This window comes from Buchnera aphidicola (Cinara curvipes) (genome assembly GCF_900698915.1).
Classification (GTDB): Bacteria; Pseudomonadota; Gammaproteobacteria; order Enterobacterales; family Enterobacteriaceae; genus Buchnera_F; species Buchnera_F aphidicola_AY.
The window spans coordinates 286,952-302,399 of record NZ_LR217710.1; the positions used below are offsets into that span (position 1 = coordinate 286,952).

Genomic DNA, 15,448 nt, shown 5'->3' on the forward strand with positions numbered 1-15,448 from the left:
AAAATAATTTTTAACGTAAATGCCATCCGTCTGGTACACGAACTGGTTTTCTAGACATTAAATCATCAATTTGTAAAGAATCTAATGTTTCATATTTCATTAAAGCGTCTTTCATAGCATGTAAAATATCTATATTTTCATCTAAAATTTTCTTTGCTCTTTTATAATTAATTTTAATTAGTAATTTTATTTCCTCATCAATTATTTGAGCTGTTTTATCCGAAATATATTTATTTTTTTCTATAGTCTGACCCAAAAATACTTCTTTTTCTTCTTCTACGTATGATAAAGGTCCTAATTTTTCTGAAAAACCCCATCGTGTAACCATATTTCTTGCTAAACTAGTAGCTAACTTAATATCACCATAAGAACCAGTTGAAACTTTATTAAAACCATAAATAATTTCTTCAGCTAAACGTCCACCATATAAAGTAGATATTTTACTTTCTAATTTTTGACGACTTAAAATGCGTGTATCAGATGAGGGTAAAAATAATGTTAAGCCTAAAGCATCTCCTCTAGGAATAATTGTAACCTTATGTACAGGATCATGATTAGGAGCTAATCTACCAATGATTACATGACCTGATTCATGATATGCGGTAGATTCTCGTTGAAATTCTGTTATTATAATAGATTTTTTCTCAGAACCCATTATAATCTTATCTCTAGATTTTTCAAAATCTAGCATGCTAACTACAGCTTTATTAAATCTAGCAGCTAATAATGCTGCTTCATTAACTAAATTAGCTAGATCTGCTCCTGAAAAACCAGGAGTACTTCGAGCTATAATAATTGGAATTACATCATTAGAAACAAGAATTCTTCGTATATGAATTTTCAATATTTCTTCTCTTCCCTTAATGTCTGGTAAAGAAACTGTAACTTGTCGATCAAACCTACCAGGTCTTAAGAGAGCAGGATCGAGAACATCTGGGCGATTAGTAGCTGCAATTAATATAATTCCTTTATTACCTCCAAAACCATCCATTTCTACTAATATTTGATTCAATGTTTGGTCTCTTTCACTATGACTATTATTTGCATGTACACTTCTACTTCTTCCAACAGCATCAATTTCATCAATAAAAATTATACAAGGTGCACATTTTCTTGCATTTTCAAACATATTTCTAACTCTAGAAGCGCCAACACCAACAAACATTTCTACAAAATCAGAACCTGATATTGCAAAAAAGGGAACATTAGCTTCACCAGCGATTGCTTTAGCTAATAATGTCTTTCCGGTTCCGGGAGGACCTGACATTAATATCCCTCTAGGAATCTTTCCACCGAGTCTTTTAAATCTCTTTGGTTCTTTCAAATACTCAACTAATTCAGATACATCTTCTTTTGCTTCTTCGCATCCAGCAATATCTGAAAAAGTAGTTTTAACTTTATTTTTCAATAACATTTTAGCTTTACTTTTTCCAAACAAAAATATTCCTTTACTTCCATTAACCTGTATATAATTTATAAAAAAAATCAATATACCTACTAAAAAAAAAGAAGGAAACCAGGAAATAAAAATAGATAAAAAAATACTTCGACCTTTGTTAGGATAATCTCCTATAATATTAATCTTATGTCTTAATAATACATCTAGTAGTCTAAAATCATGAATAGGAATATACGTAATATACTGTGACATATCTTTTCTAATAACTGAAATTTTATTTCCATTAATTCGAACTTCACGAATTTTATTTCTATTAACTTCTACTAAAAAAGTAGAATAATTAACTTCATAATTATTTAAATAATAATTATTTATTTTTTGAAATAAAGACATTCCTATAATTAAAATTAAAGACCATATAATGAAATTTTTAACTGTATTAGTCAAAAGATAACCCCACTTTATGTTCATATTAAAATAAAATAAAAAATTATATTTTAAGTCCACGAGCTATAATAAAAACTTCACGAGAATTAAAACGTGAAGAACGTGGTTTATAAACTTTTACTATTATAAATTTACTAAAAATTTTTTGTATATATTTATTAAAACCATAACCTTGAAATAACTTTATTATTAGATATCCTGTATTTGATAATACATGTACAGCAATTCTTACTGCAATATTACTTAATTTAAATGTATTAACATTATCAACAATAGAACAACCACTAATATTAGGAGACATATCAGACATGACAACATTCCAGGAATGCTTTTTCAAAAAAAACAACATTTTTTTTTGTACATCTGTATTTGAGACATCTACATTAAAAAAAGTAACATTTTTTAAAGGACGCATTGGTAAAATATCATATGCAAAAATAACTCCTGAACAACCAATTTCCTGACTAGCGTATTCTGACCAACCTCCTGGATTTGATCCTAAATCTATGATATTCATGCCTTTTTTAAAAATTTTTTCAGATTCATTAATTTCTTTTAATTTAAACCATGATCTAGACCTTAAACTTCTTCTATTTCTTTCTTTAACATAAGGATCACTACAATGTTTCTTAAACCAATTTTTAGAACTTCTTGAATTTTTTCTAAAAATCATAATATATTAATACCAATAAAATATAAAAGACACGGAAATTTAATAAAAATATATTATACATAGAAATATTTATTTTTTTTAAACTACTTAGATTTTTATGTATAAAACAATTAATACATTCTAAAAAACTATTTAATTAAAAATTAATATATATAATTAATATATTTTTATTTTAAATATATTCAATTTTTTTAATTAAATATTCTACTGATCCAGAAGGGGTTTTTACTAAAATAATATCATTTTTTTTTCTTCCAATTAAAGCTCTAGACATAGGTGAATAAATAGAAATTGAATATTCTTTATAATTCGCTTCATCATCACCTACAATAGTATATACAAAGATATTATTTGTATATATTTGTAATACTGTTACAGTACATCCAAAAATAACAATACCTTTATAAGGTATTTTAGTTATGTCAATAATTTGAGCACAAAGCAATTTGTTTTCAATTTCGCATATTCTATTTTCACAAAAACTTTGCTCTTCCCTTGCCGAATGATATTCTGCATTTTCCTTTAAATCACCTAACTGCCGAGCATCTGCAATTGACTTTACAATACAAGGTCTTGTGGTATATTTTAATTTTTTTAATTCAGATTTTAATTTATTAAAACCCCGTAATGTCATTGGAACTTTATTAAACAAGCTCTTAACTCCTTTACGTTAAAATATAAAAAATAAAATTTGATTTATTAAAATTATTAATTTTATATCTCTATAAAAAAAATAATATTATATAAATAATATTGAATATTTTAATATTATGTTAAAATATATTATAAGTATATAATAATATATACATATATTAAAAATATATAATTAATAAAATTATCAAAAATATTAGAATTACTAAAAATAATATAAAATTATTAAATATATATATTTATATATAAAAATATTTTTTATATATCATATAAAATAAAAATATTTATATTAATCAATTTTAATAATTAATTAATATACCAGATTTAGAGAAATTAATATGAAATCTAGTAAAATTAGTATTTTAATTAAGGAAAAATTAAAATTAAAAAAAGTAATAATAAATAAACAATACAATAATATTATTATCACAGCTATAGGAGATTTTTTTATAGGTATGAATTCTTTAGAAAAACAAAAAAATATATATAAAATATTAATGCCTTATTTTTTAAAAAAAAAAATTCATGCAGTTACTATAAATACATATACTATATCTGAATGGAATAAAAAAAATTTTATTGAATAATAAAAATAAATAATTATATAAAATATATTTTTAAAAATATTTAAAAACTAATTATATAAATATATCATAATTATAAAAAAAACATATGATATACTATTTAATATAATAATTTTATTTTTTTTCAAAATATTTTATTTTTAAGTAAAATCAAAAATTTAATTTATAAAAAAATATTATTAAAAAAAATGAGTATTATATTAAAAATTTTTATCTTTAACTGATTAATATATAGAGAAAAAATTATGTATGTTATATTTTTAGATCGTAATAAACAATATAAAGCAAAATGCGGACAAATTATTAGATTAGACAAATTAAATATAAAAATAGGAGAAAAAATACTTTTTAAAAAAATAATACTATTATCCGATCAAGAAAAAGTATTAATTGGAAAGCCAGTATTAAAAAATATTTATATAGAAGGTTCTATATATAAACACGGAAGAGATAAAAAAATAAAAATTATAAAATTTAAACGTAGAAAACATTATAAAAAAAATCAAGGACATAGACAATATTATACAGATATTAAAATAAAAAAAATAATATATTTATAAAAGAAATTAAGGAAAAAAAATGGCACAAAAAAAAGCAGGCGGTTCTTCTCGTAATGGAAGAGATTCACACTCAAAAAGATTAGGTGTTAAAAAATATGGAGGGGAATATGTTTATTCCGGAAATATTTTAGTTCGACAAAGAGGAACAAAATTTCATCCGGGTAATAATGTTAAATGTGGTAAAGATCATACTTTATTTTCTATTGCTAAAGGAAAAGTAAAATTTGAAAAAAGAGGCTTGTTAAAAAAAACATATGTCAGTGTTATTTGTATGCCATAAAAATATTAAATTATATAAATAAATAAAAAATATTTAATTTTATAAAAATATTTTCAATAAGAGAGATACAACATGAAATTTGTTGATTCAGTTATAATTCATGTATCTGCTGGAAATGGAGGGAATGGATGTATTAGTTTTAGAAGAGAAAAATTTATACCAAAAGGAGGGCCTGATGGTGGTGATGGGGGTGATGGTGGTAATATTTGGATAATTTCTGATTTAAATATGAATTCATTAACTGACTATAGAATTAAAAAAATATTTTATGCTGAAAACGGAAAAAATGGGTTTAGTTCCAATAGATCAGGAAAAAAAGGAAAAGATATATTTATTCGTGTACCACTAGGAACAAGAGTACTAAATACTGAAAATAAATCAATAATATCTGATATAATATACAAAAATCAAAAAATACTTATAGCTAAAGGTGGTTGGCACGGATTAGGAAATTCTAGATTTAAATCATCTACAAATAGAACACCTAGAAAAAAAACAAACGGTACTCTAGGTGAGAGTAAAATTATAAAATTAGAATTGATATTAATTGCTGACGTTGGAACATTAGGTTTACCAAATTCAGGAAAGTCTACTTTAACTCAAGCTCTTTCTAATGCCAAAACAAAAATAAATAATTATCCTTTTACTACATTAAATCCTATATTAGGAACAGTAAAAATAAAAAAAAAAACTTTTATTATTGCTGATATACCTGGTATTATAAAGGGAGCATCATCTGGAGTAGGTTTAGGAATACAATTTCTAAAACATTTATCCCGTTGTCGATTATTATTACATATTATCGATATAACAACAATTAAAAAAAAAAATATTAATAAAATTAGATTAATTATTTTAAAAGAATTAAAAAATTTTAATGAATCAGTATTTAATATACCTAGATGGTTAGTTTTTAATAAAATTGATAGTTTAAAAAAAAAAAAAATCATTAAATTAATAATTTATATAAATAAAAGAATAAAAAAAAATCAAAAATATTACTTAATTTCAGCTAAAAAAAAAATTGGAATAAAAAAATTATCTAAAGATATAATTGAATATTTATATAAACCAAATATTTAAAAAGTATTTTTAATAAAAAAATAAAATACTATATTTCAATTAATAAAATATAAAAAACAGAAAATATTTTATATCTTATTAAATTCAAAAAATAATTTTATTTATTTGTGTAAAATAAAAACATACTTCTATTATTATTTTAAAAATAAAATTTTTTTATTAAAAACCCGGATTAAAATATACCGGGTTTTTTATAAAAAAAAAATTATCTTTTTGAAAACTGAGGTTTTTTTCTAGATTTACGAAAACCACATTTTTTACGTTCTACTTGTCTTGAATCACGAGTAACAAATCCTTCTTTTCTTAAAACACCTCTTAATGTACTATCATATTTTATCAATGCACGAGTAATTCCCTGACGGATTGCTCCCGCTTGACCTGAAACCCCCCCACCTTTAACAGTAATATAAAAATTAAATTTATTTAACATATTAACTATATCTAAGGGTTGTTGAACAACCATACATGAAGTTTCTCTTCCAAAATATTTTTTTAAAGAACGTTTATTTATAACAATTTTACCTTCTCCCTTATATAAAAAAACACGAGCTGAAGAACTTTTACGACGACCTGTACCATAATTTATATATTTTGACATAAATTACACCTCCTTTTCCTATTACTTAAATAATTAGATATCCAAAAAAATGGGTTTTTGAGCAATTAAATTATGTTCATTAAATGAAAATACTTTTAACTTTTTAAAAACAGTTCTACCTAAAGAACCCTTAGGTAACATTCCTTTTATCGCTTTTTCAATTACACGTTTAGGATGATGTAATAACATATATTGTAAAGTATATTTTTTTATACCTCCAACGTATCCTGTATGATGATAATAAATTTTATTAATTTCTTTTTTTCCTGTAACAATTATTTTTGATGCATTTATAACTATGATATAATCACCAGTATCTATGTGAGGAGTATATTCTGGTTTATGTTTTCCTCGTAAATATATAGATATTTTACTTGCAAGACGACCTAATATTTTATTAGTTCCATCAACATAATACCAAGATTGTATAATTTTATTTGAATTAGCTGAAAAACTTTTCATAATACATTACCTATATAGTTACTAAAATTAAAAATATATTTATTTATTTTTTTTAAAAAAAATAATTTTATTTATAGATATAAAATATATTTATAAAAATTTATATATAATAAAAAATATAAAAATAATTAAATTGGAAAATAAAAAATGAACAAAAAAACAAAATTATATTTATTAAGAAATAAAATAAATTTTATTGATAATAAAATAATAAAACTATTAAAATGTAGAGAATCTGTATCAGTAGATATTTTAAAAAATAAAATATATAATAAATTTAATATTTATGATAAAAATAGAGAAATAGAATTATTTAAAAACTTAAATAAATTAAGCAAAAAAAATGAAATTAATCCTACATTCATAAAAAAAATGTTTAAAATGATTGTAGAAAATTCTATTTTAATTCAAAGAAAATGGAAAAATAAAATATTAAATTCCAAAAAAGAATTTCGTTGTGCATATTTAGGACCTATAGGTTCATATTCATCTGCTGTTTTTAATATTATAGCTAAAAAAAATAAAAATATTTTACTAGAAGATGAACACATTGATTTTCAATCTATGATAGAATCTTTTAACAAAAAAAGATGTCAATTAGCATTATTTCCTATTGAAAACAGAATATCAGGAATTATTCCTGAAGTATATGATATATTAAGAAAACAAGAAAAAGTAAATATAGTTAAAGAAATAAATATATCTGTTCATCATCATTTATTTACTTTAAAAAATTGTTTTTTCTATAACATAAAACGTGTATATAGTCATATACAACCTTTTATACAATGTAGTCTTTTTTTAAAAAGATTTCCAGAGTGGAAAAAATACTATTTTAATAGTACATCTGCAGCTATGAATCAAATTTCTATAGAAAATAAAAAAACATCTGCCGTATTAGGAAATTCAATAGGAGGCTCTTATTATAATTTACAAAAAATAGCAACAAATATATCTAATATAAAAAATAATATAACTCGATTTATACTAATTTCAAAAAAATCAAAAAAAATATCTAATATAACTCCATCTAAAATAACTATGTTAATAACATTAAATGATAGTAAAATCAATAAGAACAAAATATTACAAATATTAAAAGAAAAAAATATATTAATTATAAAAATAATTTTAGCAAGTAAAAAAGAAAAAACATATCTTCTAGAAATAGAAGCTAATCTAAACTTAGATATTAAAAAAGATATATTATATCATATACAGAAATATACTAAATATATAAAAATATTAGGTTGTTATCCTATCTCAAACAAAATAATAAAAATATATTAATTAATTTAAAAATTTTATTCAATATAAATAAAATTATTATTATATAAATAATAATTTATATTACTAATATAAGGATATTTATTTAACGTTATGTTTAATAACTTAACAAAAAAAATAACAGATATTTTTGATAAAATTTCATATAAAAGCCAATTAAAAGAAAAAAAAATAAAAAAAACACTTAAAAAAATAAAAATAGCATTAATAGATGCTGATGTATCATTAGAAGTTATAAAAATATTTTTAAAAAATATAAAAAAAAAAATATCAGAAATTTATATAAATAAAAATTTTAGTCCTAGTCAAAATTTAATACAAATTGTATTAAAAGAATTAATCAAAATAATGGGGAATAATTGTTATCTATTTAATTTTTTATTAAATGGATTAACTACTTGTACTATTATAGGTCAGCCAGGTTCTGGTAAAACCACAAGTGTAGCCAAACTAGCTTATTTACTATCTAAACAATACAAAAAAAAAGTACTTGTAGTATCTATTGATATATATAGACCAGCTGCAATTTTACAATTAAAAAGACTAATAAAACAAACAAAAGCTAATTTTTTTCTATCTAACCTTGACCAAAAAATAAGTGAAATTATAAAATCAGCAATAAAAGAAGCAAAAAAAGAACAGTATGATGTACTATTAATCGATACAGCGGGAAGAATGCATACTGATCAAAAAAAAATAAATGAACTAAAAAAAATACAAAATTATATTCAACCTCATGAAACATTATTTGTTGTTGATTCAATGACCGGTCAAGATTCTATTTATTCAATTAATAAATTTAATAAAAATTTTAAATTATCTGGAATTATTTTAACAAAATTAGATAGTGATACAAGAGGAGGAATTGCATTATCTATTCGAACATTAACAAAAAAACCAATAAAATATATTGGTATAGGAGAAAAAATTTATGATCTACAAATTTTTCATCCTGAAAGAATTGCCAAAAGAATTTTAGGAATGGGTGATATATTATCTTTAATAGATGAAATTCAAAATAAAATAAAACATAAAGAATTAAAATTACTTAAAAAAACTACTAAAAAAGGAGATACATTTAATTTAAATGATTTCTTAATACAAATTAAACAAATAAATAAAATAGGAGGAATTAGTTCATTAATAAATAAATTACCAATTAATATATTTTCTTCAAATTCAATATTAGAAAAAATTGATGAAAAATCTCTTATAAAAATTAAAGCAATGATTAATTCAATGACACAAAAAGAAAGAAAATTTCCATCTATTATAAAATCTTCAAGAAAAAAAAGAATATCAAAAGGATCAGGAAATACAATACAAGAAATAAATATGTATTTAAAAAAATTTGATAATATTAAACGTATTATGAAAAAAATTAAAAATAGTAAAAAAAATAAAATATTTGAAAAAATTAAAAATTATCTGATAAAATAATATAAATAATAAATATTTTATATAAAAAAATAAAATAAATAAAAAAAATAAAAAGGATTTCAAATGATTAAAATAAGACTTGCTCGATATGGAGTAAAAAAAAAACCGTTTTATAAAATAGTAGTTGCAGATATCAGATCTGCTCGTAATGGGAAATTTATTGAACGCATTGGATATTTTAATCCTTTCGCTGGAAAAAATGAAGAAAAAGTATTTTTTTATATTAAAAAAGTTCAATATTGGTTACAAAAAGGAGCAAAAAAATCAAATAGAATTAAAAAATTATTAAATCAATATAATAAAAAAAACCATTCTCATTAATATTATTAATATTATTATTCTTAATTAATTATGATTATTATCGGTAAAATAGGAAAACCATATGGCATTTTAGGATGGGTGCATTTAATTTCATTTACAGAAATAAAAAAAAATATTTTTTATTATCTTCCTTGGAGATTAAATAAAAATGATTTAATTATTAATAAAAATGATATAATTATATACAAAAAATATATAAATAATTTTATTATAAAATTAAAAAAAATTAACAACAGAAATCAGGCTTTTGACATATCGCAACAAAAAATTTTAATTAAAAATAAACAATTACCTAAATTAAAAAATAAAGAATATTATTGGAATGATATTTTATCTTGTAATATTTTTAATACAAAAGGAGAAAAAATAGGACTAGTAATTAATATACTAGATAATAAAGTATATAATATGTTATTAGTTTTATGTAAAAAAAAAAATAAAACTATATATATTCCATTTATACAACCAAAAATTATTAAAAAAATAAATATTAAAAAAAAAGTTATTATTGTTGAATGGTTCAATTATAAATAAATATATTTTTTATACAAAAAGATAAATAAGATGATACAGTTTAGTATTATAACAATTTTTCCAAATATGTTTAATAATATCTTTAAATATGGAGTAATAAAAAAAGCAATTCAAAAAAAAAAGATTAATATAAACATATTAAATTTACGAGATTTCAGTATAGATAAAAGAAAAAAAATAGATGATAAAATATATGGAGGGGGTTCAGGTATGTTAATTATGTTTTTACCCCTATTTAAAGCTGTTATAGAAGCAAAAAAAAAACAAAAAAAAAAAAGTATAGTGATATATTTATCACCGCAAGGAAAAATATTAAATCATAATAATATAAAATATTTTATTAAAAAAAAAAACTTAATATTTATTTGCGGACGTTACAAAGGAATTGATGAAAGATTTATAAAAACACAAGTAGACGAAGAATGGTCAATTGGTGACTATATATTAACTGGAGGAGAATTACCAGCTATGATATTTATAGATGCTATTACACGATCTATACCTGGAGTGCTAAACAATAAAAATTCTTTAAAAGAAGAGTCCTTTAATAACAATTTATTAGATTGTCCAAATTATACTAGACCAAAAAATATAAATAATAATACAGTGCCTTCTATTTTATTATCTGGAAATCATAAAAAAATAAAAAAATGGAGATTAAAATACGCATTAAAAAATACTTTATTGAAAAGACCTGATTTATTAAAAAAAAAATAATTATTAAAATAAAAAAAAAATAAAAATCATAAAATAATAATATATATTTTAGAATTAATTATATGAGAAATAAAAATATGAATAATTGTATACAAATCATTGAAAATGAATATAAAAAAAAAAATATTCCTAAATTTAAAACAGGAGATTCTCTTATAGTAAAGATATGGATATTAGAAGGAAATAAAAAACGTATTCAATCTTTTGAAGGAATAGTAATTTCTAAAAGAAATAGAAATCTTAATTCATCATTCACTGTACGTAAAATATCAAATGGAGAAGGAGTAGAAAGAACTTTTTTAACTCATTCACCAAATATAAACGAAATAGAAATTATAAAAAATGGATTAGTTAGAAAAGCTAAATTATATTATTTACGTAAACGTAAAGGAAAATCTGCACGTATAAAAGAAAATTCAAAATAAATAATACAAAAATATATATACTTGTATTATATAAATCATAAAAAATTTAAATAATTAATAATCTAATTTATTTGTATAAATTATGCAGTCATAATACTATTAAATTGACTGCACAAAATATATTAATATTTTTAAGAAACTCCACCTATTGTTAATTTATTTATTTTAATAGTAGGTTGACCAACACTAACTGATATATCTTGTCCGTTTTTACTACAAATACCTAATCCGCTATCTATACTTAAATCATTTCCTACCATAGTTATTGATTGCATTACTTGAAGACCAGATCCAATTAAAGTAGCTTCTTTTATAGGATAAAGAATTTTACCATTTTTAATAATATACGCTTCTGAAGTAGAAAAAACAAAATTTCCTGAAGTAATATCTACTTCTCCTCCACTAAAATTTACTGCATATATACCATATTCTACACTTTCAATAATATCTATATGTTTATCTGTACCAGCTAATAAATATGTATTAGTCATACGAGGTAAGGGAAGGTATGCATATGATTCCCTTCTTCCATTACCGGTACTTTTACTATCCATAATATGTGCATTTAATTTATCTTGTAAAAAAGATTTTAAAATTCCTTTCTGAACTAATATGTTATATTGACCGGGTACTCCTTCATCATCAATATTTACTGAACCATTACAGCCTATTAAAGTAGAATCATCAACAATAGTACATAAAGAAGAAGCAACTTGTTTTCCTATTTTTTTAGAAAAAATAGATGTTTTCTTGCGAATAAAATCCCCTTCTAATCCATGACCAACTGCTTCATGAAATAAAATACCAGGCCATCCCGGACCTAAAACAACAGGAAAATATCCAGAAGGAGAAGATTTTGCGGATAAAGTAATAAGAGCGATACGGACAGCTTCTTTTGTCCAAAATTCTATTAATGTTTCATTATTATTTTTTTTTTCTAAAAAATCACTAAATCTTAATCTACCTCCTCCTCCACTATAACCTTTCTCACGATTATTATTCTGTTCAACGGTAACTTGAATAGAAATATTAATTAAAGGACGAATATCATGAGATATAACATTATTATCTGTTGAACCAATAACAATTTCTTCATATTCACATGTTAATGTTGAATAAACATCAACAACACGAAAATCTTGTTTTCTTGCTAAGAAATCAATAGATTTTAATAAATAAATCTTTTTTTTAATAGAAAAACTTTTTATTGAATTACATTGAGTATACAAACAATTCATATTTAAATATGATTTTTTTTTAAAAATATTTCTATCTACTGTAGGTAGAAACGAACAAACTGTATTAGTAGCATTAACTAAGTTATCTAATGTAACTGAATTAGTATAAGAAAAACTAGAAGAAATATTTTTTACTACCCTAATTCCTACTCCTTCATCAAAAAGATAAGTACCTTTTTTAATAATTTTTTTTTCTAAAACCCATACTTCTTTTTCCCTTAATTGAAAATAAATATCGCCAAAATCAACTTTTTTATCTAACATATCATTTAATAATGAATAAATATTATTTTTAGTAATGCTATATTTTTTTAAAAAAATATCTATCATAACTCAATATCTCTCAAAATAACCATAAATTTAAATATATTATTTAATATAAAAAATATTTATTTTATAATAAAAAAAATTACAAATAAAATTTTTTAAAAAATGTCTTTAAACATGGTATGTATTTACTATAAAATTAATTTTAATTAAATAATTATTATAAAAACTATATAATTATTTTATAAAATGTTAATATATAAAATGTATAATAAATGTTATTTTTAATTAATTTATATATAAAAATAGGAAATATTTATGAAAAATAAATTTAAAATAATGATAATTAATGGACCTAATTTAAATTTGTTAGGTACTAGAGAAACAAAAATATATGGAAAAAAAACATTATCCGATATAATTAATAAAACAAAAAAAATAGCAAATAAATTAAATGTCAAATTATATAATTTTCAATCTAATGCAGAACATAAAATAGTAGAAAAAATACATGAATGTAAAAGTATAAAAATAAAATTTATTTTAATTAATCCAGGTGCATTTGCTCATACTAGTATCTCAATAAGAGATGCTCTTTTAGCTATACAAATTCCATTTTTCGAAATTCATATCTCTAATATATTTTCTAGAGAAAATTTTCGTTCACACTCTTGGATATCTGATATATCAAATGGTATTATATCTGGATTTGGTTCTGATGGATATATTTGGGCTCTTCATACAGCTGTAAATATTTTATTAGAAAAAAAAAATACTACTTATTAAATCGTTTATTATTTTGATAATAAATGTTTAATTTTTTTCTTAATGTTCCTCTATTAATACCTAAAATTAAAGCTGCTTTTGTTTGATTACCTCTAGTATATTGCATTACTATGTCAAATAGAGGTTTTTCAATTTCAGATAAAAACATTGGATATAAATTATTTTCTTTTTTTTCAATTACTATTAAAAAGTAATTTTTTAAAGCAATTTTAATATAATGAATCAAAGGAGTATAAAAAACTTTTTTATTAACAGTATTAGATACTATAAACTTACTAGAATTTTTTCTATTATTTAACATATATTTACTTAATTGATTTTATATTATAAATTCTTAATATAAAAATATATAGAATTTTAATATTTTTAATAAAAAAATTAATTTAATGATTATTAATTATATCGTATATAAAAAATATATTTTATGCAATAAAATTGCATAAAAATAATATTTTATAAAAACTATTTCATATCTTCTAAATATAAAAAATTAATTAATTGTATCATATCTATTGGAGGAGTAACTAGCCAAATTTTTTTTTTATTAATAATAGGATGAACAAAACCTAACATTCTAGAATGCAATGCAGGTCTAGAAAATTTCAAAAAAAATTTATACATTTTTTTAGAAATACCAAAAAAATTTAACTTTACACCTTTATTATATATTTTATCACCAAATATGGGATGTAAAATAGAAGATAAATGTACTCTAATTTGATGCATTCTACCTGTTTTTAATTGTATACGAATATATGTATAATTTCTAAAAATTGTCATAACTTTATAATAAGTTAAAGCTGATTTTCCGCCAATACCTACTGTCATTATAGTTCTACGATAAATATTTCTTTTAATAGGATAGTTAATAAAACCATCTTGTTCAATTCTACCAATAACAATAGCATCATATTCTTTTATCACTTCTCTTTTTTTAAATAAAGAAATTAGATAATTATATGAAAATATTGTTTTTGCTACAACTAATAAACCAGAAGTATTTCGATCTAATCGATGTACAATACCAGCCCTGGGTAAAGTTAAATTATTTTTATAATGATAAATTAAAGCATTAAATAATGTGCCTGAAGTATTTCCATAACCTAAATGTATAACAAAATTAAATGGTTTATTAATAATTAATAATTCAGAATCTTCAAAAATAATATTTAAAAATATATTTTCTTTTTTTATTTTAATAAAATTAAATTCTTTTTTTATATTAATAGAAATTTTGTCTTTAAAAAAAATTTTTTTTTTGGAATAGTAGTAATATTATTATTTACTGTAACATATCCTGATAAAATCCATTTTTTTATACAAGAACGAGAAACTGAAGAAGTTAATTTTACTAATATTTTATCTAATCTATAGGACTGTAATTTTAGATTAGGAACTATAAAATTGAATTTTGCTTTATTATTCATAAATACTCATTAAAATTATATTTTTTTAAAAAAATTCACATATATAATATAAATTATATATTAAATAATTTTATCTATATTTTAAATATTTTAACAGATATAAAAAATTTTACATATAAAAAATATCATTTTAATTAATCAAAATAAAAAAAACAATATATTTATATATAAAATTTTTATATATAAAATAAAAAAAATATTTTTTTTTAAATATATATTTTATATATTTATATAATAATTTTTTTTATCTTATTCCAATAATATTAATG

20 protein-coding genes are annotated in these 15,448 nt (G+C 20.7%); 11 read left to right on the forward strand and 9 right to left on the reverse strand.

Translation table 11 applies throughout. From position 1 onward, the window contains the following. Window positions 1-10: 10 nt before the first annotated feature. The 3 genes from ftsH to greA all read right to left on the reverse strand — a co-directional run bounded on the left by ftsH (window position 11) and on the right by greA (window position 3,171). The gene (gene ftsH, locus BUCICURV3402_RS01235; RefSeq protein WP_269471968.1) at window positions 11-1,846 is read right to left on the reverse strand and encodes an ATP-dependent zinc metalloprotease FtsH; all 1,836 of its coding nucleotides are present in this window, start codon (window positions 1,844-1,846) and stop codon (window positions 11-13) included. 43 nt (window positions 1,847-1,889) lie between these two features. After that, a complete protein-coding gene (locus tag BUCICURV3402_RS01240) occupies window positions 1,890-2,519 on the reverse strand; it encodes an SAM-dependent methyltransferase (RefSeq protein WP_154029294.1) in 630 nt (209 codons plus the stop codon). A 172-nt stretch (window positions 2,520-2,691) separates the two neighbouring features. Beyond that, window positions 2,692-3,171, reverse strand: a complete 480-nt coding sequence (greA, locus tag BUCICURV3402_RS01245) for a transcription elongation factor GreA (protein WP_154029295.1) — start codon at window positions 3,169-3,171, stop codon at window positions 2,692-2,694. Between the two features lie 337 nt (window positions 3,172-3,508). Here greA and BUCICURV3402_RS01250 point away from each other — a divergent pair, with 337 nt between their 5' ends. From BUCICURV3402_RS01250 to cgtA, 4 genes are all read left to right on the forward strand, one after another. Then, window positions 3,509-3,757: a BolA/IbaG family iron-sulfur metabolism protein gene (locus BUCICURV3402_RS01250; RefSeq protein WP_154029296.1), complete on the forward strand. Its 249-nt coding sequence runs from the start codon at window positions 3,509-3,511 to the stop codon at window positions 3,755-3,757. Between the two features lie 242 nt (window positions 3,758-3,999). Further along, window positions 4,000-4,314, forward strand: a complete 315-nt coding sequence (gene rplU, locus BUCICURV3402_RS01255) for a 50S ribosomal protein L21 (RefSeq protein ID WP_154029297.1) — start codon at window positions 4,000-4,002, stop codon at window positions 4,312-4,314. A gap of 19 nt (window positions 4,315-4,333) precedes the next feature. After that, the gene (gene rpmA, locus BUCICURV3402_RS01260; protein ID WP_154029298.1) at window positions 4,334-4,594 is read left to right on the forward strand and encodes a 50S ribosomal protein L27; all 261 of its coding nucleotides are present in this window, start codon (window positions 4,334-4,336) and stop codon (window positions 4,592-4,594) included. A 72-nt stretch (window positions 4,595-4,666) separates the two neighbouring features. Continuing rightward, complete coding sequence (gene cgtA / locus BUCICURV3402_RS01265; RefSeq protein ID WP_154029299.1) at window positions 4,667-5,677, forward strand: Obg family GTPase CgtA; 1,011 nt, start codon at window positions 4,667-4,669, stop codon at window positions 5,675-5,677. A gap of 205 nt (window positions 5,678-5,882) precedes the next feature. Here the strand turns inward: cgtA and rpsI are convergent, their stop codons facing one another. Further along, window positions 5,883-6,275 (reverse strand): 30S ribosomal protein S9, encoded by a 393-nt coding sequence (rpsI, locus tag BUCICURV3402_RS01270; protein WP_154029300.1) that lies wholly within the window; start codon window positions 6,273-6,275, stop codon window positions 5,883-5,885. A 33-nt stretch (window positions 6,276-6,308) separates the two neighbouring features. Continuing rightward, window positions 6,309-6,737: a 50S ribosomal protein L13 gene (gene rplM, locus BUCICURV3402_RS01275; RefSeq protein ID WP_154029301.1), complete on the reverse strand. Its 429-nt coding sequence runs from the start codon at window positions 6,735-6,737 to the stop codon at window positions 6,309-6,311. A gap of 147 nt (window positions 6,738-6,884) precedes the next feature. Between rplM and BUCICURV3402_RS01280 the strand changes: the two genes are divergently transcribed. The 6 genes from BUCICURV3402_RS01280 (at window position 6,885) to rplS (ending at window position 11,461) form a co-directional block, all read left to right on the forward strand. After that, window positions 6,885-8,027 carry a prephenate dehydratase domain-containing protein gene (locus BUCICURV3402_RS01280; protein WP_154029302.1) on the forward strand — a complete coding sequence of 381 codons (1,143 nt, stop codon included), beginning with the start codon at window positions 6,885-6,887 and terminating at the stop codon, window positions 8,025-8,027. 90 nt (window positions 8,028-8,117) lie between these two features. Continuing rightward, window positions 8,118-9,464, forward strand: a complete 1,347-nt coding sequence (gene ffh / locus BUCICURV3402_RS01285) for a signal recognition particle protein (RefSeq protein WP_154029303.1) — start codon at window positions 8,118-8,120, stop codon at window positions 9,462-9,464. A gap of 63 nt (window positions 9,465-9,527) precedes the next feature. Next, entirely contained in the window at window positions 9,528-9,785 is a 258-nt protein-coding gene (rpsP, locus tag BUCICURV3402_RS01290) for a 30S ribosomal protein S16 (protein ID WP_154029304.1), read from the forward strand. 30 nt (window positions 9,786-9,815) lie between these two features. Continuing rightward, a complete protein-coding gene (gene rimM / locus BUCICURV3402_RS01295; RefSeq protein WP_154029305.1) occupies window positions 9,816-10,319 on the forward strand; it encodes a ribosome maturation factor RimM in 504 nt (167 codons plus the stop codon). A 30-nt stretch (window positions 10,320-10,349) separates the two neighbouring features. Further along, entirely contained in the window at window positions 10,350-11,036 is a 687-nt protein-coding gene (gene trmD, locus BUCICURV3402_RS01300) for a tRNA (guanosine(37)-N1)-methyltransferase TrmD (RefSeq protein ID WP_154029306.1), read from the forward strand. Between the two features lie 77 nt (window positions 11,037-11,113). After that, complete coding sequence (gene rplS / locus BUCICURV3402_RS01305; RefSeq protein ID WP_154029435.1) at window positions 11,114-11,461, forward strand: 50S ribosomal protein L19; 348 nt, start codon at window positions 11,114-11,116, stop codon at window positions 11,459-11,461. Between the two features lie 131 nt (window positions 11,462-11,592). Here rplS and tldD read toward each other — a convergent pair whose 3' ends face one another. Next, complete coding sequence (gene tldD / locus BUCICURV3402_RS01310) at window positions 11,593-13,029, reverse strand: metalloprotease TldD (protein WP_154029307.1); 1,437 nt, start codon at window positions 13,027-13,029, stop codon at window positions 11,593-11,595. Between the two features lie 255 nt (window positions 13,030-13,284). Between tldD and aroQ the strand changes: the two genes are divergently transcribed. Further along, on the forward strand, window positions 13,285-13,752 hold the full coding sequence (aroQ, locus tag BUCICURV3402_RS01315; protein ID WP_154029308.1) for a type II 3-dehydroquinate dehydratase: 468 nt from the start codon (window positions 13,285-13,287) through the stop codon (window positions 13,750-13,752). Here aroQ and BUCICURV3402_RS01320 read toward each other — a convergent pair. The 3 genes from BUCICURV3402_RS01320 to BUCICURV3402_RS01330 form a co-directional block, all read right to left on the reverse strand. Beyond that, window positions 13,742-14,053 carry a helix-turn-helix domain-containing protein gene (locus BUCICURV3402_RS01320; protein WP_154029309.1) on the reverse strand — a complete coding sequence of 104 codons (312 nt, stop codon included), beginning with the start codon at window positions 14,051-14,053 and terminating at the stop codon, window positions 13,742-13,744. The two genes, aroQ and BUCICURV3402_RS01320, sit on opposite strands and share 11 nt — an antisense overlap. Window positions 14,054-14,214: 161 nt before the next feature. After that, window positions 14,215-15,003: an RluA family pseudouridine synthase gene (locus tag BUCICURV3402_RS01325; RefSeq protein WP_154029310.1), complete on the reverse strand. Its 789-nt coding sequence runs from the start codon at window positions 15,001-15,003 to the stop codon at window positions 14,215-14,217. Continuing rightward, complete coding sequence (locus BUCICURV3402_RS01330) at window positions 14,970-15,179, reverse strand: S4 domain-containing protein (RefSeq protein ID WP_154029311.1); 210 nt, start codon at window positions 15,177-15,179, stop codon at window positions 14,970-14,972. The genes BUCICURV3402_RS01325 and BUCICURV3402_RS01330 overlap by 34 nt, the downstream gene beginning before the upstream one ends. Window positions 15,180-15,448: the final 269 nt, after the last annotated feature.